8 protein-coding genes, 1 tRNA gene, 1 pseudogene and 1 CRISPR repeat array are annotated in these 23,880 nt (G+C 44.9%); of the genes and pseudogenes, 9 read left to right on the plus strand and 1 reads right to left on the minus strand.

The window, feature by feature from the left end:
• The first annotated feature begins 261 nt into the window (after positions 1 to 261).
• The 7 genes from NDI34_RS18080 to NDI34_RS18110 all read left to right on the plus strand — a co-directional run bounded on the left by NDI34_RS18080 (position 262) and on the right by NDI34_RS18110 (position 19,038).
• The gene (locus tag NDI34_RS18080; RefSeq protein ID WP_348233378.1) at positions 262 to 2,190 is read left to right on the plus strand and encodes a glycosyltransferase family 39 protein; all 1,929 of its coding nucleotides are present in this window, start codon (positions 262 to 264) and stop codon (positions 2,188 to 2,190) included.
• Between the two features lie 241 nt (positions 2,191 to 2,431).
• Positions 2,432 to 3,673 carry a peptidoglycan DD-metalloendopeptidase family protein gene (locus NDI34_RS18085; protein ID WP_348233379.1) on the plus strand — a complete coding sequence of 414 codons (1,242 nt, stop codon included), beginning with the start codon at positions 2,432 to 2,434 and terminating at the stop codon, positions 3,671 to 3,673.
• A 127-nt stretch (positions 3,674 to 3,800) separates the two neighbouring features.
• Positions 3,801 to 4,727, plus strand: a complete 927-nt coding sequence (locus NDI34_RS18090) for an acyl-CoA desaturase (RefSeq protein ID WP_348233380.1) — start codon at positions 3,801 to 3,803, stop codon at positions 4,725 to 4,727.
• 381 nt (positions 4,728 to 5,108) lie between these two features.
• On the plus strand, positions 5,109 to 9,542 hold the full coding sequence (locus NDI34_RS18095) for a nitric oxide synthase oxygenase (protein WP_348233381.1): 4,434 nt from the start codon (positions 5,109 to 5,111) through the stop codon (positions 9,540 to 9,542).
• Positions 9,543 to 10,056: 514 nt separating this feature from the next.
• Complete coding sequence (locus tag NDI34_RS18100; RefSeq protein WP_348233382.1) at positions 10,057 to 11,337, plus strand: class I SAM-dependent methyltransferase; 1,281 nt, start codon at positions 10,057 to 10,059, stop codon at positions 11,335 to 11,337.
• A 400-nt stretch (positions 11,338 to 11,737) separates the two neighbouring features.
• A complete protein-coding gene (locus tag NDI34_RS18105; RefSeq protein WP_348233383.1) occupies positions 11,738 to 18,799 on the plus strand; it encodes an ATP-binding protein in 7,062 nt (2,353 codons plus the stop codon).
• A gap of 166 nt (positions 18,800 to 18,965) precedes the next feature.
• Positions 18,966 to 19,038 (plus strand) — tRNA-Arg (locus NDI34_RS18110).
• Between the two features lie 222 nt (positions 19,039 to 19,260).
• Positions 19,261 to 19,736: a CRISPR direct-repeat array (repeat unit 37 nt; unit sequence CTTTCAACCCACCCCTAGTTGGGATGGTCGTTGAAAC).
• A gap of 535 nt (positions 19,737 to 20,271) precedes the next feature.
• On the opposite strand, the gene cas12k is transcribed toward NDI34_RS18110, so the two are convergent.
• A complete protein-coding gene (gene cas12k, locus NDI34_RS18115; RefSeq protein WP_348233384.1) occupies positions 20,272 to 22,122 on the minus strand; it encodes a type V CRISPR-associated protein Cas12k in 1,851 nt (616 codons plus the stop codon).
• A 69-nt stretch (positions 22,123 to 22,191) separates the two neighbouring features.
• Between cas12k and NDI34_RS18120 the strand changes: the two genes are divergently transcribed.
• Both NDI34_RS18120 and NDI34_RS18125 read left to right on the plus strand, forming a co-directional pair.
• Positions 22,192 to 22,620 (plus strand): MerR family transcriptional regulator, encoded by a 429-nt coding sequence (locus NDI34_RS18120; protein ID WP_348233385.1) that lies wholly within the window; start codon positions 22,192 to 22,194, stop codon positions 22,618 to 22,620.
• Positions 22,621 to 22,688: 68 nt separating this feature from the next.
• Positions 22,689 to 23,768: pseudogene (locus NDI34_RS18125) on the plus strand (class I SAM-dependent DNA methyltransferase); the annotation flags it as partial.
• Between the last annotated feature and the right edge of the window lie 112 nt (positions 23,769 to 23,880).

The raw sequence follows: 23,880 nt of genomic DNA on the forward strand, positions 1-23,880 counted from the left end.
ATTCGTTTATAGTCAGCAGTTAGGAGTCAGTTGTTGTTTCTCCTCTACGGACGAATTACCCATGACTTCTTATCAATGTACCCATTCACCGCTGACAATTTAGGGAACACATAGGTTTTGCCAGAGTCAGGAAGTGCTGCTGGGTAGGCGGGAGTCATGACATCTTGCAATGGGTGCGCTGGCGTCGCATTTCCAGCTAGATTAAGGTCTGGGAAAATGCCTTTTGAGGTTGCCCATTACTGACGGACGGTTCGGGGGTTCATGAAATTTAGGGTTGAGCGAACGGTTAGAAGTTGGTGGAAATCTTGGGAGAAGCATCCCAGCAGGCTGGCGGGTCTATCGATTCTGTGGGTGCTGGTGGTTTGCTGGCTGGCTTTTGTGTGGAATTTAGGGAATATCGGTCTGGTTGATGAAACTGAGCCGCTGTTTGCTGAAGCTGCCCGCCAGATGACGGTAACGGGAGATTGGATTACACCGTATTTTAACGGGGAGACGCGCTTTGATAAGCCGCCGTTAGTTTACTGGCTGATGGCGATCGCGTATAAACTGATTGGCGTCAATGAATGGGCGGTGCGATTGCCTTCGGCGCTGTCTGCGATCGCTGTGACGGGATTAGGCTTCTATACGTTGCGCTACTATGGGCTTCCTTCTCCGAGTGCGGTGACGGGGCAAGCTAGGGATGGGATGATAACGCAGCGTCAGTTGTGGCTATCGGCTTTACTAGGTGCGGCTGCGATCGCTCTAAATCCAGAAATGATTGTCTGGGGACGCACAGGCGTCTCTGATATGCTGCTAACCGGCTGCGTGGGTTGTGCGCTACTTTCTTTTTTTCTTGGCTATGTCAACACCAACCAACCCGCGATCCAAACTCGTTGGTATCTCGCTTTCTACGTGCTAGTTGCCTTGGCAATCTTGACGAAAGGGCCGGTCGGCATTGTCTTACCCGTTCTGATTATTGGGGCTTTTCTACTTTACCTGGGCAAGGCTCAGGAAGTGTTGCGGGAGATGTTTCCGATTCGGGGCTTGGCACTGGTGTTGGTTTTGGCAGTGCCTTGGTATGTTTTGGTGATTTTGCGGAACGGCGAAAACTACGTTAATAAGTTTTTTGGTTATCACAACTTGGAACGCTTCACAGGCGTTGTTAATCACCACTGGGCACCCTGGTATTTTTACTTCCTAGTGGTGCTGCTGGGTTTTGCGCCTTGGTCGATTTATTTGCCGGTAGCGATCGCCCGTCTCCGCTTTTGGCAGCGCGGCAAATGGCGGGACTCCCCCCGTTCCACTCATTTAGGTTTATTTGCTCTGTTTTGGTTTGCCGGGATCTTTGGCTTCTTCACCGTTGCGGTGACAAAACTCCCCAGCTATGTGCTGCCTTTAATGCCAGCAGCAGGAATTTTGGTGGCACTTTTGTTCAGCGACCAATTGAGGACTGGGGTGAAAGGATTGAGAACTGAGGAAGAAGTCGGTAGTTCAGAATTAGCAGTTAACCAGCCGGAAGGAGAATTCCCCACTCAGTCCTCAGTCCTCAGTCCTCAGCCCTCATTCCTCCGTCCTTTGTTTTGGAGTGGCGTTGTCAATGTGGTGTTTTTATCAGTTCTGGCAGGTGCGCTTCTATACAGCCCAAACTTCTTAGGATATGACCCTGCCGTGCCCGATCTGCGCCAAATGGTTCAACGATCTGGTTTGACGGTGTGGGGAGGCATCATCTGGGGGGCAACCGCTATTTGGACAGGGCTGTTGCTGCTGAAACGACGGCGGTGGCGTTGGCTGTGGACTTCAAATCTAATCGGATTTATGGCTTTTATCATCTTTGTGGTAACGCCTGCCTACTTCATGATGGATCAAGCACGTCAGATGCCGCTGCGGGAATTATCGGCACGGATCGCCCAAGTCCAGCAGCCAGGGGAAGCCATATTAATGATTGGTTTCAAAAAACCGAGTGTCGTATTTTACACGCAGCGCCCGGTGAATTACTTTGCCAAAGTTAGCTCGGCAATGGAATACATTGAAGCGATCGCGGCGACTCAACCCAAGCCACCTTCGGTATTGATTTTGACTGAGCCTAAATATTTAGAGAACACAAAAATACAGCCCAAGGAGTACCAAAATTTAGGCAAAGCTGGTGCTTATCAACTCATTCGGTTGTCAAAACAAATCGTCGCCAGTGTCCAGCATCGACACTCTAGCTAAATGCTAAATTGTTAAACTGCCGCAGCTTGCAGTCATATCAAGCCTGGATCATTGCCCGTGATTAGAACACTTCACGCCCAATCCCTCTGTCTTTTCGCTTAGGGGTTGGGGGTGGAGAGGGACAGGAAAAGCAGTGGTTCGGCAATGCTTGTTCGGCAAGCCGGCTGGAATATTAGGTGAATAAAATTTCTGGTGGCATCATGATGAAATTCGGCGTTTTGGCACGACTGAGTTTGAAAGGATGAAAGCACCATTTTCAGGAAAAAGGAAAAATTTTTGGCATCAGTGCCGATTGCCGGTTGTTTGTTGCCTAATTTTCCTTTGGCTTTTGCTAGCAATGCCGGTGCTCGCTGAAGATTTACCATCGCCGTCACCCGTCACAATAGAAACGCTGCGACAGATGCAGCAACAACTAGATCGGCAGCGGTCTAATTATTCTAAAGAACGCGATCGCTTATCAAAACTCCAAAAAGCCGCGAAGGGACAACTCAGTGGCTTGCAGCAAAACCTGGAATTAACAGGTACCCAGCTTAATGACTACCAGTACCAATTACAAAGAGCCACTCAGGAATTAAAGACGTTACAAGAGGATCTGGCGATCGCGGAACGCTCTTATCAACAAAAGCAAGCCGCCACAGTTGCCCGTTTGCGTTTCCTGCAACGCCAGCAACTCTCTCACCAAGGATGGGGAATCCTGCTTTCTAGCCAAAATCTCAGTCAATTTTCCGACCGGCGTCGCCAGATCAAATTGGTGTTTCAAGCCGACCAACAAATCTTGAAAAACTTGAAGGCGGAAGCTGACCAAATCGATCGCCAAAAAACCGAGATCGAACAGCAGAAAAACCAAATTGCTCTGATTACCCAGCAATTGCTGGCACAAAAAGCCGAATTTGAAGCTCAGACACAGGCTCAGCAGCAGCTCATTCAACGCTTGAATACTAACCGGCAAGCCTTAGAAGCCGCCGAGAACGTTTTAGCAGAGGATTCCGCAGGGATTAGCACTCTCATTCAAAAACGAGTTGCAGAAGCGAAGGCAAAAAGAGAAAGAGAAGCGGCAGCGAGCAAAGCGATTCTTCGCGGTCGCGACATTATTCGCGGATCGGGTATTTTCAGCTACCCCAGCGATGCGGGAATTACAAGCAATTTTGGTTGGCGAGTCCACCCGATTCTGGGCTACCGCCGTTTCCATTCTGGTCTTGACTTTGGGGGAAGTTATGGCAGCACGATCCGCGCCGCCAACAGCGGAGAGGTAATTTTTGCCGGATGGTATGGAGGTTACGGGAAGGCGGTAATCATCGACCACGGCAATGGCATCACTACCTTATACGGTCACGCCAGCGAAATCTATGTTTCGGAAGGACAATCTGTAAACCGAGCCGATGCGATCGCGGCGGTTGGTTCTACTGGCTTTTCTACGGGACCCCATCTCCACTTTGAAGTCCGTAAAAATGGTACACCCGTAGACCCGATTACCTTCCTTTAGACCTTCCTTTAGGCTTATGGAAACAGACTCGTATCAGCCCTAAAATGGACAATTATTCGGGAATTTAACGGCAAACAATCAGATATTCTTAGTTTTATTGCGCGAGTAGTCTATTTCAACCAAACAAGTGTCAATCTCTTTCTCCAATCCTTCTAAAATCAACAATTTTCAGAAAACACTGAATGTCATCGTCGTCGCCATGCCTGTGGTGGGATTTATTGCTGCGACCCTGGCTATCATCTTCTGGGAACGTGGGGTCCAGCCGCTGGATCTCAGTCTACTCGTAGGAATGTATGCCCTGACTTTCTTTGGCATCACTGTGGGGTATCACAGGTTTTTCACCCATCGTGCCTTTCAGGCTGGGGCATTTGTGCGTGCCTTTTTAGCGATCGCTGGCTGCATGGCAGGTCAAGGCCCAGTCGCCAGCTGGGTGAGCCACCATCGCTGTCATCACCTCTACTCAGATACTCAACAAGACTTCCACTCACCAAATATTCACGGAGAAGGGTTTTGGGGAGTTGTTCAAGGCTTTTGGCACGCCCATACTGGCTGGCTGCTAAACGTCGATTGGACGCCCCCATACCCCTATGTCTCGGATCTCAATCGTGACAAAGTTGTCCAAAAAATCGACCAGCTCTACATCCTTTGGGTGCTACTTTCTCTGTTAATTCCGACGCTTCTGGGTGGAGTCTTAACCGGGTCGTGGTCGGGAGCATTGAGAGGCTTAATCTGGGGCGGAGGTATCCGGATTTTCCTCTTGCACCAGTTTACTTTTAGCGTCAACTCAGTCTGCCACCTTTGGGGAAAACGCCAATTTCCTACAGACGATCAAAGTAAAAACAACCTTTTCGTCGCCATCATGACCCTCGGTGAAGGATGGCACAATAACCACCATGCTTTCCAGCACTCGGCAAGGTTTGGACTCAGATGGTGGCAACTTGATTTCGGTTGGTTAGGTATCCTCGCCCTCAATCGCTTAGGGCTTGTCTGGAATGTCAAAGTTCCATCCTCAAGCGAAATCGAACTGAAAAGCATCACTTCTTCAGCGGGATAATTTGTAAAATTGACCGATTCGCTACTGAAAGCATCTTAACTTTAGTAAAAACGTCTAACAACTAAAAGATGTTGTTAATGAAGTTAGAAAGGGTTACACCCTGACATCCGAAAATTTCCTAGGGGCACGGCAATGCCGTGCCCCTATGTTTGTTTTTGGAGATTACCCGCCTCCATAACGCGCCCGCGAATGGTGAACTCTAGGTTGCAAGTGAAAAGAAAACTTCAATGCTGCCGACCAGCACATTGAGTATTCCTTGAGTAGTATGAAGGCTAGAGCGATCGCTGACTGTTTTTCATACTTAAGATAGTTTAAGCTTTTGCTAAATCAGTACGAAACACGTAGTCTGCTTGCTCTCCGCACACAATCCTCCTGCCAGGTATGCACGACAATCAACGAATTATCCACTTGACCGAAGTCTCGGCGACCGATTTCCCCACTTCCGACTACTACAAGTACAAGTGCCGGGTGCAGATGTCCGATGAGGGACAGTCTTTGTTGCAAAAGGATTCATTTAGCCGCAAGCAGCCAAGCTGGTTATTGGATCTGAAAAACCAGGGAGACTGCACGATCGCGATTACCCTATGCTATCGGGAAGGGGACATCACTCAGCCCTGGCAAGATGCGGCAACGGTGACATTAGCGACGCAGGATTGCCTCAATGGTGAAAGCAGCGCTGAATTAGAATTTCCCATCACCAGTTGGAATCTTGCACCTCAGTTAAAGCTGAAAACGCGCCTCACCCAAAGTACCAGCGAAGGAAGTAGCAGCACGTTGACGCTGTTGGGACAGAATGGAAATCGTCGCCTCCATGCAGCAGGAACTCAGAGCAACGGCAAAACTGAATTCCAGATGCCCGAAGCGGTTCCCCTCACACCGCAAGAGGAAGTCATTGTCAAAGATGTGTGGAACAAGCTGCGGGCGTGGAAAGAATTGCAAATGGAAAAGTTCATGAAGCGCCTCTTGCTGGAGGAGCCAGAACTAGAGTACATTTTCGGGGAAGCACTGGACAGCATCAGCGACTACTTCTATGAATTCTTTGACTGTTGCGTACATCAGCTTCAGCCTTATACCCAGAATGTAGTTACAGAGCCCTTGATGGGGGTGCCTCCAGAAAAAGGGGATAGCTTCGATTCGGTTGAGGATTACGGAGCGCTGTTTGCCGATATGGGGATGCGTCCTCATCACTGGTTGAAGGCACGGCAGGTGTGGATGTGGATGCTGCCGTCGATTCCGTACCTAGAAGAGTACGATCGCGAAGATTTAGCACAAGGAACCCAATCGGCTGTCTACCGCTTTTTCAACACTCATGTGATTGTGCCAATGGTGGCGGCAATGCGTCGCTATGAAGAAGCGCTGCCCCCCGAAATGCTGCAACGGATGGCGGACTCTTGGACAGTGTTCAGCCAGAACAAGCAAGAGATGGGGATGCAGTTTTATCAAATCCTGTTTGAGAAGTATCCTTTTGTATTACCCATTTTCGGACGGGCAGATATGGATTATCTGTCCCTGCATTTGTTCCAGTCGCTAGAATTTCTGATGCGCTGCCTCAGCAGTGACAGCACCGATGACATGATGCGGGAATTACGCTTCTTAGGACAGGTACATGGCAGCGCCGGAGTGCCATCCTGTGCCTATCCGGCTATTTCTGATACCATGTTTGTCCTGTTTGAGAAGTATGTACCGGACTTTTCTCCAGAGTTACGGCAGGCGTGGCAGACGTTGTTCGATCGCGTTACGAATATCATCAAGCTGCCCAAGCTAAATGAGGAGCGATTGCTCAAAAAAGCCAAGCAGTATTTGGATCAGATTGCGCTTGAGCAGGCGTGGGAACCGGAGGATAAAGCACGACGCTGGGCAGAAATTCAGGAGGAAGTAAATGCAACAGGCACTTACACCCACACCTACGAAGAATTGGCGTATGGGGCGCAGTTGTCGTGGCGCAATGCTTCCAAGTGTATTGCCCGAATTCAGTGGAACAATATGGTGGTACGCGATCGCCGCCATGTCACCGACCCTGACGAGATGTTTCGCGAGTTAGAAGAACACCTGCGGTTTGCCACTAACGGCGGTAACATCCAAATCACCATGACCGTCTTCCGTCCCAAACAGCCGAAAGAACGCTGGGGACCGCGCATCTGGAATTCCCAACTGATTCGCTATGCCGCGTATGAGCAACCGGACGGGAGTGTTATGGGCGATCGCGCCAATTTCGAGCTAACCAAAGCCATTATGAAGCTCGGCTGGCAACCGCCGGAACCCCGCACACCCTACGATATCCTGCCCTTGGTGATTGAAGCCGCAGGCACCGAGCCGAAGCTGTATGAGTTTAACAAGGACGATGTCCTGGAAGTGGAAATTGAGCATCCCTCGATTCCAGAGTTCAAGTCACTCGGCTTTCGGTGGTATGCCATTCCTGCCATCAGCAACTTCCGCATGGACATTGGCGGCGTTACCTACGGCTGTCTTCCCTTCAATGGCTGGTACATGGGTACTGAGATTATGCGGGATTTCCTGGAAGATTGGCGCTACGACAAGACAGAGGACATCGCCAAATTGCTCAAGCTGGATACGAGTTCTGAGCAAACCTTATGGCGCGATCGCGTAGCCCTGGAACTCAATGTCGCCATCCTGTACTCGTTCCAGAAAGCGAAAGTGTCGATGGTAGATCACCAGTCTGCCTCTAAACAGTTCCTCGCCCACGATTTACGGGAAAAGAAAGCAGGACGCGAGTGTCCGGGAGATTCGGGTTGGATTGTGCCACCAGCAGGCGGGAGTACCTGCCCGGTCTGGCATCATCAGATGCGGGACTTTTACCTAGATCCTGCCTATCACCATGCTGCCGATCGTTGGGCAGTTGAAGACGGCATCGATCTAGAACAATTCATCACCACGACTGACGAGGACGACGATAAGCAAGACCGCATCCTGATTCTCTATGCTTCCGAGACGGGTACTGCCGAGGGATTTGCGCGGAAAGCTGCCCGTCAACTCCAGCGTTACAAAGCGAAAGTGATGGCACTGGATGAATACAACGCCGATACCCTTGCTTATGAGAAACTCCTCCTGATCGTGACGTCCACCTTCGGTAATGGTGAAATACCCGGAAACGGCAAAAAATTCCTTCAGTGGTTGAAGAAACAGCCGACGGGTTCCCTTGAGGGGTTGAACTATTCCATCCTAGGAATTGGCAGCACCGTTTACGAACACTTCTGTGCTGCCGGAATTTCATTAGATAAGGCACTTGCAAAGGCAGGGGCTAACCGCATTGTGCCACTGCATAAAGGTGATGAAATTAAGGGACAAGCCGACACTTTCAAACAGTGGCTAGGACTCGTCTCTCGGGTGTTAGGTGAGGATGTCACCGCCGCCGATGCCACAACCGCCACCGCACCTAAGCTGAACGTCACGTTTTTGAGTGAGGCGGAATTGGCAAATGTTGCACCTGTGGCAGTCAGTGGGGATAGAGGTGTCGAAGTTCCTGTCGTTGCAAATCAAGAACTGCTTCTAGAAGTGATTCCTGGCAGTCGTTCTACTCGCTACATCATGTTCGATATTTCTGATAGCGATTTGCAATACGAGACGGGCGATCACGTTGCGATTTATCCTTGCAATCCACCGGAGTTAGTCCAGCGATTGTGCGATCGCGTCGGTGTCACCCCTAACACCTATTTCACAGCTGGTTACGTAACTCCAGATGGCACTCAAATCGAGGATAAACCTCCCATTGCCGTCCCTACAACCGTAGGTCAGGTTCTCTCCGAAGAACTCGATCTAGCCTTGAGGGAACCATTCAACGAACTGCTTTCCTACCTGTACTCCGTAGCCCAAAATCCCCAGGAGAAACATCGCCTGGAAACCTGGCTGGAGATTCTCCGGCAGGCAGACGATAATCCCGACAATGTTTCGCTCAAGAAAACGATTGCGGACAACTGCATGAGTGTTGTCGATCTGTTCGATGAGTTTCCCTCGGCAGAGATTACCCTAGCTGCTTTACTGGAGTTGCTACCGAAGCAAAAGCCTCGCCTCTATTCGATTTCCTCCTCTCCCTTGCTCCATCCTCAGCACCTACAAATCACCGTTGGGGTGCTGCAAATTAAAACCGACGCAGGCAAAGTCCGCCAAGGACTCTGTTCAAACTACTTAGCTGGGCTGGAAGTAGGAGCAAAGGTTCGCATCGGTGTCCGTACTTCTAGCTTCCGTCCGCCTAGCGAACTCGATGCACCGATGCTGATGGTGGGACCCGGTACGGGAGTTTCTCCCTTGATTGCTTTCCTTCAATACCGGGATGCCTTGTTGCAACAAGGACAAGCCTTGGGCGATGCTACCTTATACTTTGGCTGTCGCAACCATAGTGACTTCCTTTATCAGGAGCAAATGCAGACGTGGCAGAATCAAGGGGTTCTTTCCGGTCTGGAAGTAGCATTTTCCCGTCTTGGCGACCAAAAACTGTACGTGCAAAACTTGATGCAGCAGAAGTCCCAGAATGTCTGGAAACAGCTAAGTCATCCCAAGTGTCACTACTACGTTTGTGGGGATGCGAAGATGGCGGATGATGTGTTTGACGTGATGCTCTCTATTGCTAAAACCGAAGGTGGTTTATCACACCCCGAAGCCGTCGGTTTCTTCGACAAGATGAAGCAAGAAAAGCGCTTCACGAGCGATGTTTGGGGCGTGCAGTTGAACTTCAAACAGGCTATCAAACAAGTGCAAAAAGATAACTACTCTAAAGCTGAAGGGTGGCTAATTCGAGTCCAGCAGCCAGGTGACAGTGAAGCACCAGTCAAGGAATTGGTGCAACCGCTAACTGTCTAAATTTGGGGCGGCAAGCATTAACAAAAGGAGCCTGAAGTCTTTTCGTTTCCGGCTCCTTAATTTTGTTTAAATTGATTGATGCGATGAAAAGCTGTCGCTGAAGAAACCTGGGTGAGGGTTAAGCCGAACTGCATGGGACTTGTTTGTAGAGCAATGGTTTGATGACTTTTAGCTTACTTGCTTGTCCCTTACCCTGCACTCCGGTACAAATTAGGTTTATTTTCTACTGCCGTGTTTATATATTTTGCGATGCGATCGCGTTGCGCTGACTTGTCAGTTCGCGCAGTCGTCTCGCCTGCGATTAGACAGGTGTAGAAAAATTTTAGGCGCTGTTAGTGATTAATGGTTATTCCTCTGTAGATATGAATGGTGCTGAGTTGAAAACTTAGCATTAGTACCATTTCGGCGTTGTTGCTCTACATCGTCAGGCTAAGGTTGCCTCACCGTTGGGTGAGAGCAAATCCAAAATCCCCAATTGCTACTGACACATAACCACTAACACGCTAAATCAACTATGTCATATTCTTCTGTTCCTACCGGCATCCGAGATATCTTGAGCGAACGGTTTTCTCTCCTGCCTCTGAAATTCTGCATCGATTGCTGGGGGACAGACAAGATAATGACCAATGAAACTTTTGATGACTCGCTTTCTCAACTCACTTTGCAGATTCATCATCCTGGAGTTATCCGAAGTCTAATTCTGAGTCAAGATCCTTTGGTTCTAGCGGAAGCTTACCTTCGGGGCTTTTTGGACTTTACAGGTAACATCGACGATCTGATGCGCTTAGAAGCGCTTTCCTTTACCCAATGCGATCGCAGCACAGCAATCAAAGCTTGGATGGAAGCACTGAGTCTACCCCAATTGCCTTTATCGCAGCCAGAGAAATCACCTTGGCAGAAATTGATCGCTCATAGTCGCGATCGCGACTTGGCAGTTGTTCAATATCACTATGATGTTGGCAATGATTTTTACCGTCTTTGGCTCGATCCTTTACTCGTCTATTCTTGTGCCTATTTTGAACATCCTCAGATGAGCCTGCAAGAAGCTCAGCAGGCAAAGCTTGATTTGATCTGCCGTAAACTCCAATTAAAACCCGGCGAATATTTATTAGATATTGGCTGTGGCTGGGGAGCTTTGCTACGCTGGGCTGTAACTCATTACGGAGTGAAGGGATATGGCATTACTCTGAGTAAAGAGCAGCTGGCTTTTAACCAACAAGCGATCGCGAAAGAAGGTTTGGACACCCAGCTAAAAGTCGAGCTTCTCGACTATCGAAACTTACCCCAAACGCCAACCTTTGACAAAATTGTTTCAGTTGGGATGGTTGAACACGTAGGAATTAAAAACTACCCGATTTATTTTCAAAGTGCCTTATCTACCTTGAAGCCTGGGGGTTTGTTTCTCAATCACGGCATCACCGCGTCAGAAAAATGGGACGGTTCCAGCCTCAACGAACGCTTTGTTCAACGTTATATCTTCCCAGACGGAGAGCTGTCCAGGTTGTCCGATTCTTTAGCTGTCGCTGAAGAGACGGGATGGGAGATTGTCGATGTTGATGCTTGGCGGATGCATTACGCCAAAACAATGCGCTGTTGGGCAGCTAATTTGGATGCAGTGATGGAGAAAGCGATCGCCCTCAGCAGCGAACGTAAAGTCCGATTATGGCGGCTCTATCTCATCGGTTTCGCTCTTGCCTTTGAACAGAACCACATGGGGCTTTATCAAGTCCTATTGCGGCGACGAGCAGATAAAGCGTGGAAATTGCCGTTTACCCGTAAAGATTGGTTATATTAAGAGTTTTAATATTGCTTGTTTCTACTACAGAGTGATGCCACAGCCGTCACTCTGTACAATCAGAATACTCACCGCCTTAGTAGACCACTATGCCCAGAAAACAGCAAAGCTGGATTGTTTTTCAGGCATCAAGAGCAGAATCAGCAATTCTGACGCTGTGTTGCCAGCAGATTGAACATTTAAATACAGAAGTTCTTACACTGATTCCCCGTTTAAATTTAGTCTGCGTCATTACTTTTCTGGCTAACCTTATACCAAAGATAGGCTGACAGCAACATTTGTAGCCAGATTATCAACTCCGCACTTTGGCGGACGATTACTGTATAAATACCCTGGCATATTCCTGACCAGTCGAACACTGTATTTGACTCTAGTTACCAGTTGAGACACAAACCAAATTATGCTAAAAATTCCAGGTTATACAATCACATCAAAAATTTACGAGGGAACAAAAACCGTTGTTTATCGAGGATATCGCCATCATGATGAGCAACCTGTTATTGTTAAGAGTCTTTGGCAAGAGTATCCAGCTCTCACGGAAATTGCCAAGCTTAAACATCAATATGAAATTGCTTATAACTTACCTATCCCAGGAATTGTTAAACCTTTAGAACTAGAAAAATATAATCAATATTTGTTTTTAATCTTGGAAGATTTTGGAGGAGATTCGCTACAGGATTTTCTCTTGAAAAACAAAATTGATTTAAAAAGAATTATTCAAATAATTATTAATGTTTCAGAAACAATTAGTCAACTCCATCAAAATAACATTATTCATAAGGATATTAAGCCTCAAAATATACTTATTAATCCGGAAACGGGATTGGTAAAAATTACCGATTTTAGCATTGCCTCGCGTCTGTCCAGAGAAAACCAGATGATTGGCAACCCCAATTTGCTAGAAGGCACCCTTGCATACATATCACCAGAGCAAACGGGGAGAATGAATCGCTCAATTGATTATCGTACCGACTTTTATTCCTTAGGTGTCACCTTTTACGAAATGCTAACTGGAAGGGTGCCTTTTCAATCTAACGATCCGATGGAGTTAGTTCACTGCCATATTGCCAGCCTTCCAATTCCACCCAACCATCTGAATCCAAACATTCCACCAGCGGTGTCTGACATCGTGATGAAGTTATTATCTAAAAACGCTGAAGATCGCTATCAAAGTGCCTTTGGACTCAAAGCCGATCTAGAGACTTGTCTAACTCATCTAGAAAGTACGGGGAAAATTGGCGATTTCCCACTCGGTAGACACGATATCTCTGATAAATTTCAAATCCCCCAAAAACTTTATGGTCGAGACTCTGAAATTGCTTCTCTAATGGCAGCTTTTGAAAGAGTCAGCCTTGGCTCGACTGAAATGATGCTAGTTTCAGGATTCTCTGGAATTGGTAAATCAGCTTTAGTTAATGAAATTCATAAACCAATTGTACGGCAAAGAGGCTATTTTATTTCCGGCAAGTTTGACCAATTTAAACGGAATATTCCCTATGCTTCCTTAATTCAAGCTTTTCAAGAATTAGTTCGACAACTTTTAACAGAAACCCAAGAAAAAATAGACTTTTGGAAAACACAACTATTAGAATCTCTAGGTTGCAACGGTCAAGTCATTATTGATGTAATTCCAGAAGTGGAACTCATTATCGGCAAACAGCCACCAGTTCCGGAACTTGCTCCGACAGAAGCCCAAAATCGATTAAATTTAGTTTTTCAAAAGTTTCTCAGTGTTTTTACGACAAAAGACCATCCCCTAGTCTTATTTCTAGATGACTTACAATGGGCCGATTCAGCCTCATTAAAATTAATTTATCTGCTAATGACCGATCCGGATAGTAAATACTTACTCATGATTGGGGCTTACCGAAATAATGAAGTGAGTGCAACTCATCCTTTAATGCTGACATTGGACGAACTGAAAAAGAGCGATATTGCAGTAAATAATATCTCTCTTAACTCTTTAGTTATTAATAATGTTAATTCACTGATTGCCGACACATTTAAGTCTGAATCAACAAAAACAAATTCTTTGGCAAAGTTAGTTTTTAATAAAACTAATGGTAATCCCTTCTTTTTAACTCAGTTTTTAAAATCTCTTTATGAAGAAAATTTGTTTAACTTTAACTTAAAACAGGGATGTTGGCAGTGGGATCTTAAAAAAATTCGAGGAATGCAAATCACGGATAATGTAGTTGAGTTAATGGTGATAAAAGTTAAAAAGCTTTCTGAGTCTACTCAGAAATCCCTAAAACTTGCAGCTTGTATTGGCAACGAATTCAATTTAAAAGTTTTATCGATTGTTAATGAAAAGTCTCAAGTAGAAACTTCTGGTGAACTTAGGGAAGCCCTTAAGGAAGGGCTGATTATACCCATTGGGAACGCATATAAATACGTTCAAGATTATACAGAAGATACTTTAAATGCTTCTCTCAATAATGATTTAGCTGTTGCCTACAAATTTCTGCATGACCGCGTACAGCAGGCAGTTTATTCCTTAATCCCAGAAACTGATAAACAACAGGTTCATCTCAAAGTAGGTCAGCTATTACTTAAAAATACAGATCGAGAAGAACTAGAAGACAAAATTTTTGATATAGTTAATCAGCTTAATTGCGGCAAGGATATCATAAATAATCAAGAGGAAAGATATGAACTAGCAAATTTAAATCTAACCGCTGGTAAAAAAGCAAAGCTATCTACAGCTTTTGAACCGGCATTAAAATATATAACTGCTGGAATGGAACTGCTTTCAGAGAAAGACTGGGAATTCCAGCATCCGTTAATATTATCTCTTTATAAAGAACGCGCAGAATGCGAATACCTGAACGGAAACATTGATGAATGTGAAAATTTTTTTGAAATTATTTTAAATAAAGCCGCGTCTAATTTAGAAAAAGCAAGTGTATATATTATGAAAATCATTATATATACAACTAACTTGATGAAAACTAAAGAAGCGATTGAAATCGGTAAAGCAGGATTGAGGTTATTTGGTATCTCTCTCCCCGATGGTGAAAAGGAACTAAGGAAACTAATAGAATCTGAGACCCAAAAGGTTAAAGCTAATCTGGCAGGGAGAGAGGTTAAGGATTTGATTGATGCGCCAGATATGACCGATTTGGAGAAAGTAGCTGCTACAAAGATTCTTATAAATATGACTCCACCTGCCCGATTTATTGGAAAGCATATATTTGATTCAATAATGTTAAAAATGGTGAATATATCTTTAAAATATGGCAATTCAAATGTTACTTCTTTTGCCTATATGTCCTATGGATGGACTCTGGCAGGAAGAGATGAGTTTGAATCAGCTTATCAATATGGTGAATTAGCTTTAAAAGTGAATGAAAAATTTAATAATATAACTTTTAAATGTAAGCTTAACATGATTTTTGGTTCCTATATTAGTCATTGGAAAAATCATTTGAGGACAGAGTGTGAGGGATATCTAAAAAATGGTTTTCAGGACGGAATTGAAATTGGTGATTTTCAATGGGCTACTTATTCAGCTTACTACCGAGCTGTTAAATTAACATTTAAAGGAGATAATTTGGATGAAGTATATCAAGAAGCCCAAAAATGTTTAGAATTTACCTCAAAAAAGAAAATACGCTCTTTTATTGATATGTTTTTAGTCATCCAAAAGTTTGCTTTAAGTTTAAAAGGAGAAACAAAACAAAAAACAAGTTTTAACGATAATAATTTTAAAGAAGAAGAGCATTGGGATGAATTGAAAAAAGTTCCAGCTCTTTATGTTACTTATTGTATTTTAAAGGCTCAAATACTTTATTTATACGAAGAATATGATGATGCGATGAAAGCGATCGCAGAAGGGGAAACACTGATCTCGATTCCCTTTGCGACCATCATGATACCGGAACATTATTTTTATTCTACTTTAATTCAAACAGCTCTTTATCCTACTTTGCTGGAAGCAGAGAAAGAGCAGGCAATGGAAAATCTATTGATAAATCTAGAAAAGATGAGGAAGTGGTCTGAAGCTTGCCCAGACAACTTTTTGCACAAATATTTACTAATGTCCGCTGAAATAGCGCGAATTACCGGCAAAGAGGGGGAGGCTTTGGATTTATATGAAAAGTCAATTAACTCAGCTAGAGAAAATGATTATATCCAGAACGAAGCGATAGCCAATGAACTAGCGGCAAAGTTATTTCTCGGTAAAGGATACACTGTGCTAGCAAAAGCCCATATTCTGGAAGCTCACTATGGCTATCTTAAATGGGGCGCGATCGCTAAAGTGAATCATGTGGAAGAAAAATATCCGCAGTTCTTTTCCGGAGTATCTGTAACCGGCAAAGCTGGGGGTGTGAGCAACATAATTTCTTCTAGTACTGGCAGCGATTCGGGATTGTTGGATGTAACGACAGTCGTGAAAGCCAGCCAAACCTTAGCGAGTGAGATCGTTTTAGACAAGTTGTTAGAAAAGTTGATGAAAATTGTGATTGAGAATGCTGGAGCGCAGAAAGGCTTTCTCATTCTGGAAGAATCAGGCAGCTTAGCGATCGCTGCTGAGGGAGAAGTCGATCGGGCTGAGGTAACCGTTCTCCAATTTATTCCCGTAGAATCCAGTCAGAAGGTTTCTCCTGCTATTGTCAATTATGTAAAAAGAACGAAGAATAATTTAGTTTTAAACGATGCCACTAACCAAGGCTTATTTAAATCAGATCCTTACGTTTTACAATATCAACCTAAATCTATATTATGTCTTCCCATTATTAAGCAAACGCATCTAATTGGTCTGCTTTATCTTGAAAACAATCTGACAACTAATGCTTTTACACCTGACCGATTGAAAGTTTTGGAAATGCTGTCTTCTCAAATTGCTATCTCTCTAGAGAATGCCAAACTCTATGATGAGATGACAGCATTAAATGCTGACCTCAAGCAAGAAATTGACGAGCGCAAGCAGGCAGAAAATCGCTTACGCGAAAGCGAAGAGCGATTTCGATTGATTGCCGAAACTACTCCGGTTCCTCTACTGATAAGTCGTGTATCTGACAGCCAAATTCTGTATGCGAATATGGCGTGTAGCTCAACTTTGGGTCTATCCACGCAAGAATTGATAGGTCGTCAGGCACAAGAATTTCATTACGATCCTGAGGCTCGAAAAGAGTTGCTGAAGATACTGGCTAAAAATGGGTACGTCCGCAACTACGAATTTCAGGCGAAAAAGGTAGATGGAACGCCATTTTGGATTAATTTATCCATTCAGCCAATCGCATTCAACGGCGAGCAAGCAATGCTGAGTGGATTCCAAGACATTACCGAACGCAAACGGATGGAGGAGTTAAAAGACGAGTTTCTGGCAAATACCTCCCACGAACTCCGCACCCCGCTTAATGGCATCATTGGCATTACCGAATCTTTGATAGATGGTGTAACGGGGCATTTGCCTGAGAAGACAATTTATAATCTATCGATGGTAGTATCGAGCGCTCACCGGCTATCCAATTTGATCAACGATATCCTTGATTTTTCTAAACTGAAACATGGAAATCTACCACTTAAAATCAAGCCGGTGGGAATGAGAGAAATTACCAACGTAGTGCTGACTCTCAGCCAGCCTCTAATTGGTAAGAAATCTTTGCAACTGCTCAATAAAATTTCTCCCAATACACCGTCTGTTAATGCTGATGAAGATCGGGTGCAACAAATTCTCTACAACCTGGTCGGAAATGCTATTAAATTTACTGATTCTGGTGTAGTAGAAGTGTCGGCATCTGTGGTCGAGGAGGAGCAGAAGGAAGATTCTTCTAACGCTGAATATTTACCTTATCTAGCGATTACCGTTGCCGATACGGGAATTGGTATCCCCCCAGAGAAATTTGGCAAAATCTTTGAATCTTTTGAACAAGCTGATGGCTCAACAGCAAGAATTTATGGAGGGACTGGTCTTGGTCTGGCGATTACTAAAAAGCTAGTGGAATTGCACAATGGGGAAATTTGCGTAGAATCTCAAATGGGCGTTGGTTCCCAATTTACGTTTACCCTACCCCTCTCGAAAGAGGTGAAGGTTGAAGAATTGAAGGTTGAAGAAAGGTTTAAGTTTAAAGAATTGAAACCTCGACTTGGAAACCTGCAACCTGCTAAACAGCAATTTGCAACCCAAAGTGGCGACATCAAGATTTTGATAGTGGATGATGAGCCAGTTAACGTGCAGGTGCTGGTCAACTATCTATCGGAGCAAAACTATTCCTTAACTCAAGCCTTTAATGGCATAGAAGCATTGGCAGCGATCGCGCAGGGGCTAAGACCTGACATCATTTTATTGGATGTAATGATGCCGCGCATGACTGGCTATGAAGTTTGCAAGAAAATTCGCGAACAGTATTCGCTGAACGAACTTCCCATTTTGATGTTAACTGCCAAAAATCAAGTATCAGACCTGGTAGAAGGATTTAAGTCTGGTGCCAACGACTATCTCATTAAACCAATCTCGAAAAATGAACTTCTAGCACGCATCAACCTTCATCTTCAGCTATCTAATCTGGAGGCGCTGCGGCAAGCAGAAGCGCGAGAACGAGAGAAAGCACAACAGCTAGAACTCACTTTAAGCGCATTGCAACGCACCCAAGCCCAGCTGATTCAGGCAGAAAAAATGTCTAGTATTGGGCAACTGGTGGCAGGAGTAGCCCATGAAATTAACAACCCAGTAAATTTTATTTACGGCAATCTTGCCCCTACAAATGACTATGCGCGAGACTTGCTCAATCTTATACAGATGTATGAGCAGTTTTACCCCGATCCAGTTCCAGAAATTCAGCGGGAGATTGAGACAATTGAATTGGAATATTTGAAAGAAGACTTCCCGAAAATCTTATCTTCTATGCAGGTAGGAGCCGAACGTATCCAATCTATTGTGCTGTCATTGAGAAACTTCTCGCGCTTGGATGAAGCAGAAATGAAGCCAGTAGATATTCATTCAGGCATTGAATCTACCTTGTTAATTTTGCAGCATCGGCTCAAACCCCAGAAAAACCGATTGGGGATTGAGGTGGTTAAAGAATTTGCTCGCCTGCCTAAAGTGGCCTGTTATGCGGGTCAGTTGAATCAGGTATTTATGAATATTCTCAGTAATGCAATCGATGCCTTAGAAGAGTTTTGTGGTTTATCGTTCGCGGGTCATGACCATGAACAATCAACCATGAATCATGAACAATCACCTACGATTTGGATTCGCACCTCTGTTGTAGAGGAGGATCGGGTTGCAATCCGGATTGGGAATAATGGGCCTAGCATGACAGAGGAAGTGCAAAAGAAGATATTTGACCCCTTCTTTACGACGAAGCCGGTGGGAGCTGGCACTGGCTTGGGATTATCTATCAGCTACTCGATTGTGGTGGAACGTCACGGGGGACAGATTCGCTGTATTTCATCACCCTTACAGGGCGTAGAGTTTATTATTGAGATTCCGATTCAGCAGCAAAAAAAAGGCTGATATAGACCAGGAGCAATCAAAATGAAGGCTTCTGGCGTCAGGTGCAAAGCGAATCATTTTCTTTGAGAGGCATCGCCCAACCGCTGACCAATTTACCGTAAAGTAACAGCATCTGGAATGCCCGAATTGCTAAATCCCAAAAAATGTTATACTATTCAAGTTATTAGGGCATGTAGCTCAGTGGATAGAGCATCAGATTCCGGTTCTGAGGGTCGGGGGTTCGAATCCCTCCATGCTCGTTGATGTCGATTGACTAATTATTTGTCATCGTTGTCAAATTAATGTCGTCTTGTCAAGTTATTTGACCTCATTGAAGTTAGCTTGATTTGACTACTTGTTAATGATTTACCTAGCATATCTATGCTTTAGGCATTCTCTGCTATTTTTTAAGTTTAAAAACTTCTTTTTGAAGCAGAATCTGATGCTCTATCCTTTCAACCCCCTAAAAAATATTTAACCAACTTTCAACCCACCCCTAGTTGGGATGGTCGTTGAAACTATAATTGTTGATATTGCGGCTGATGTGTCTTAATTCTTTCAACCCACCCCTAGTTGGGATGGTCGTTGAAACTCGTGGCAGTGTTAATAAAGTTACCATACTCCTCTAACTTTCAACCCACCCCTAGTTGGGATGGTCGTTGAAACCCAAAGGTCGGCTTAGATGCTTCAGCCTCTATCGACTTCCAACCCACCCCTAGTTGGGATGGTCGTTGAAACCGTCCAGTCTCCGTACTTCCCTTCTTTATAATTTGGCTTTCAACCCACCCCTAGTTGGGATGGTCGTTGAAACTTATCACTGCTGCTATTCATGACCGATATAACACTTCTTTCAACCCACCCCTAGTTGGGATGGTCGTTGAAACCACTTTCGAGAAGACTGCACTGTGTAGCATTGCCGTCCTTTCAACCCACCCCTAGTTGGGATGGTCGTCGAAACAGCGATCGCTACAACAGTTACCTGGAGGAGCTTTTAGAGGCGATTTTCGTAACCCTCTAAAATTTTCGCTTTATCTGTCCTGTATTTACAGGAGCAACCATCCCACAGAAATACTGGAATCAATATTCCATAAGGGATTCACAGTTTTCGTAAACCTCCCAGGAATTTTGCCCCCGCTTGGGTTCACGAAAAATAAAAAATTAGGGTGCCCCCTTGGTCAAGAGTAATCCCCTTGGTCAAGAGTAATTCAGTAGCCATCACTGTGGTAAACCCACATCCAGTTTGCATGGGAGCGCTCCTACCCCATAAGATTAAAGTCCTAGTGAACTTCAACTTACAAGTTAATCATTTCTACAGCCGGAACCTTAGATATCAGCATCCTGGACGGACAGCTACTAGGGAATAGAAAGTACAACTGTCTTCCGACAGTCAAACAAACCCATAATTGTCTCCAGATCAGAGGTTCAAACGAACATGACCTGTGGCGCATTTATAATTATATTCTATTGTCAAGGTACTGAGTCTAAATTAGGTTTCAAGATTTACGACGATTGCGATAAGCAGAAATTGCTACTTCTTTAGCTTTTTCTTGGGGACTTGCTCGGATGGGTTGTTGTCCTTCCTCAACAACAATACCTAATTTGCTGGCTTGGGCTTTGATATCGTTTATTAATCTTCCATAGCTCCACTGATGAACTTGAATTCGATAGCGCTTGAGGTATTCTTTTCTGTTTTTCATAAGATCCGGAAATTTCTGCTCTGCTTGCGCTTGAATCTTACTCTCAAAAGACTCACGTATATCGCCCAGCTTTGGTAACACAATACTACCTGCATGATAGGTTTGAGCAAATGTGACAATAGCTTTGGCTATTAAACGATCTATATATTCGCCTAATTGAGAATCTCCGAATTGATTGGAGCTTCCATCTCTTTGAGCTTTGTGGCGTTGATGAGATTCCTTTTGTTTACGCTGGTGTCGTTTGTTTAACAGCCCGTAATTATCTCCGAGTAATTGTTTGAAACTACGATAAGTAATTACTTTGTCTTTTGTCCCATCAACAACTGCTACTGTGGTAGGTTTATGTCGTTCTAACGCCACACCTATAAGAATATGAGGCTGACCTTGATAGGGGGGTTGGCTGGGACGGGGAAAGGGGTTGTTAAGTCGAGCTAGGGTTGATTGTTTGCGGCGGATAAAGGCTTGCTGTTTGTCATTGAGATCGCCTTTTTCCTTCATGTTGGTAAGGGTTTTGGCAATATCTTCCGCTTTTTCTTGGCAAACTTGCTCTGTGCCTTCAGCCGTCCATAAACGGGTATCTACGGTGCAGTAGAGGATGAGTTGATGAATTTTCCAAGGGTCGTCTTTATTTGTATTTGTGCTTTCTTGCCAAGCAATCCTTCCTGAGCGCAGAGTAAAAAGACCACTAGAGTATTCATTCTTACTGCCTTTTTTGATTTCTTGATCTTCGTAAAAGCGTTCAAACCATTTAAGCTGGCGTTGGTCACAGTAGATTTGAAACGTATGTTTGCCTAAGCCATTAAATTGAACACTAAGGCGACCTTTTTCGTTTTTAATCCAAGTCAAATCTTCATTAGTTTCATAACCCACTGGAAAGGGTATTGGCTTTGGTTTAGTTAGAAGTTTATTTTGCCAGGATTTAGCTTCTGACTCATCTGTGGGAGCAGTTGTAGATGCGATCGCTAATGTCTCTAGCCAGCTTTCCCATGTTAAATCTCGACCTTTGGGTATGCGACTTTCTAATTGCTGTTTTATTCGTTCAATCTGAATTTCAGTTTTGCGACGGTTTTCAGCAAATTCTTTTAAGTTTTCTTCAGATTTTTCAGGAACTTCATTACTATTTTTGAATAAGTAGCAGACGACGCAGCGAGTAAGGATGTCGTCTGCATCGTTATATACTTTCCAAAGTTTGGTATAAATACTACCCTCTTCAGAGGATAGGGAGTTGAGGAGTTCGGCGGCATTGGTGCGAATTACCTCAACAGAAGTGTTACTTTCTGCGGTTAATTCTTCATCGCTTTTGAGCATTCCTAACCAACTAATTTTCCTACTCAGTTTTTGTGCTAGGCGTTGCTGAAGTTTAAACCAGGATTTATAGATGTATTCAACGACGGCAATCGCACTTGCATAGAACCGTGCAGGTTGATTAGTGAAGCGAGGGTCAGTTTTGAGGGGTTGGCACAATTGTTTGACTATTCCAGCCGGAAGTCTGCCCTTTTTTCTCCACGTTTCAAACTCAGGATGTTGAGCCATTTGCGCCAGTAATTCGTTAATTAAGGGCGTGTTCAGGTCTGCCATCAGTTTCCAGAGATGATGGCAAGTTGATTCGCTTGCAACTAAATGACACTGAATGGTTATCTGGCTCATACTTTTTGAACATCATTGTTCAATACGCACATAAATGTATTATAACTGCCTTCTGTAAAATCAGAGGTTATGTCAGAAACATTCTTTAGCAGTAAGGAAGCGGCTGAGATTACAGGCTGTAGTTTGCGCCAGTTGCAGTATTGGCGGGAAAGGGGAGTTATTGTACCTCCGATTAGTGCCACTGGAACGGGAAGGAGTATTTATTACTCTCGTTCTGAGTTAGCTGAGTTGGCAGTGATGGAATACTGGCTATCGGTGGGATTGAGTTTTGAGGTAGCGGCTAGGGCTTTGCAGGCTTTGAAACATAAAGCGCCGGATTTTTCCGATCCAGTGGTGCAGAAGCGATTTATGTTGGTCTGGAATAGAAAGGAGAAGGATTTTCGGTTGGAGGAGTTTGAAAGGGAAGAGGCGATCTCATCTATAGATAATGGTCAACCTGTAATTCCGGTATGGTTGGACGAGATTCATCAGCAATTGGCGGTTAGGTTGAAGAGTTGAGCGCGATCGCGTTTATTGCGATAAAGCATCGCGTCACAGAACATCTTGAGGAAAAGTAAACATTATCTATGGGCAAACTGACTCTACCCCAACTGGAACGTCATCTCTTCTCGGCTGCGGATATCCTGCGGGGCAAGATGGATGCTTCGGAGTTCAAGGAGTACATCTTCGGGATGCTGTTCCTCAAACGCGCTTCGGATGTGTTCGAGCAACACTACGGGGAAATTTTAGAGAGAAACAAACATCGGGGAGAGGAAGAAGCACAAAAGAGGGCGGAAAATCCTCTGAGCTACAGAAACGCTTTTTTTGTGCCAGAGAAGGCGCGATGGGGATATATTCGGGATGAGCTGCATAAAAATGTGGCGGATGGACTGAATAAGGCATTGGCAGCACTGGAGGAACATAACCAGGCGCTGGCGGGTGTGCTGACTCACATTGATTTCAATCGTCAGGTGGGGAGAAGCCGCATTCCTGATGTGAAGATGCGGGAACTGATTAAGCACTTCAGCAGGTATCGGTTACGGAATGAGGATTTTGTTTTTCCTGACTTGTTGGGTGCGGCTTATGAGTACCTGATTGCGGAATTTGCCGATTCTGCCGGGAAGAAGGGAGGCGAGTTTTATACGCCGCGTGAGGTGGTGCAGTTGATGGTGCGGCTGTTGAAACCCCAGGAGGGAATGTCGGTTTACGATCCCTGTTGTGGTTCTGGGGGAATGCTGATTCAGTCGAAGCAGTATGTCGAAGAGTGCGGCGGTGATGCGAGAAATCTAGCACTGAATGGTCAGGATAATAACGGCGGGGTGTGGGCAATTTGCAAGATTAATATGCTCTTGCATGGGATTCGGGATGCGGATATTCATAATGATGATACGCTGTTCAATCCCTTACACGTTGAAGGCGGGGAATTGATGCACTTTGACCGGGTAATCAGCAATCCCCCTTTCTCCCAAAACTATATCCGTGAAGGAATGCACTTTTCGGGGCGGTTTATGCATGGGTGGTGTCCGGAAACGGGGAAGAAGGCAGATTTGATGTTTGCCCAGCATATGCTGTCTGTTCTGAAGACGGATGGGATGATGGCGACAGTGATGCCGCATGGGGTGCTGTTTCGGGGGGGTGAGGAGAAGAAGATTCGGGAAAGTTTTATTAGACCTCTTGCAAAAGTCGTCGCTGGGGTAATATGGGGTCTAAAATTAGACGATTGCTAGCTGCCAGTCATAAGTTTTACTCATCTTACCTTTGACTGAGCCGAAGTTCATA

The organism is Trichocoleus sp. DQ-U1 (assembly GCF_039961925.1).
Lineage (GTDB): Bacteria > Cyanobacteriota > Cyanobacteriia > Cyanobacteriales > FACHB-T130 > FACHB-T130.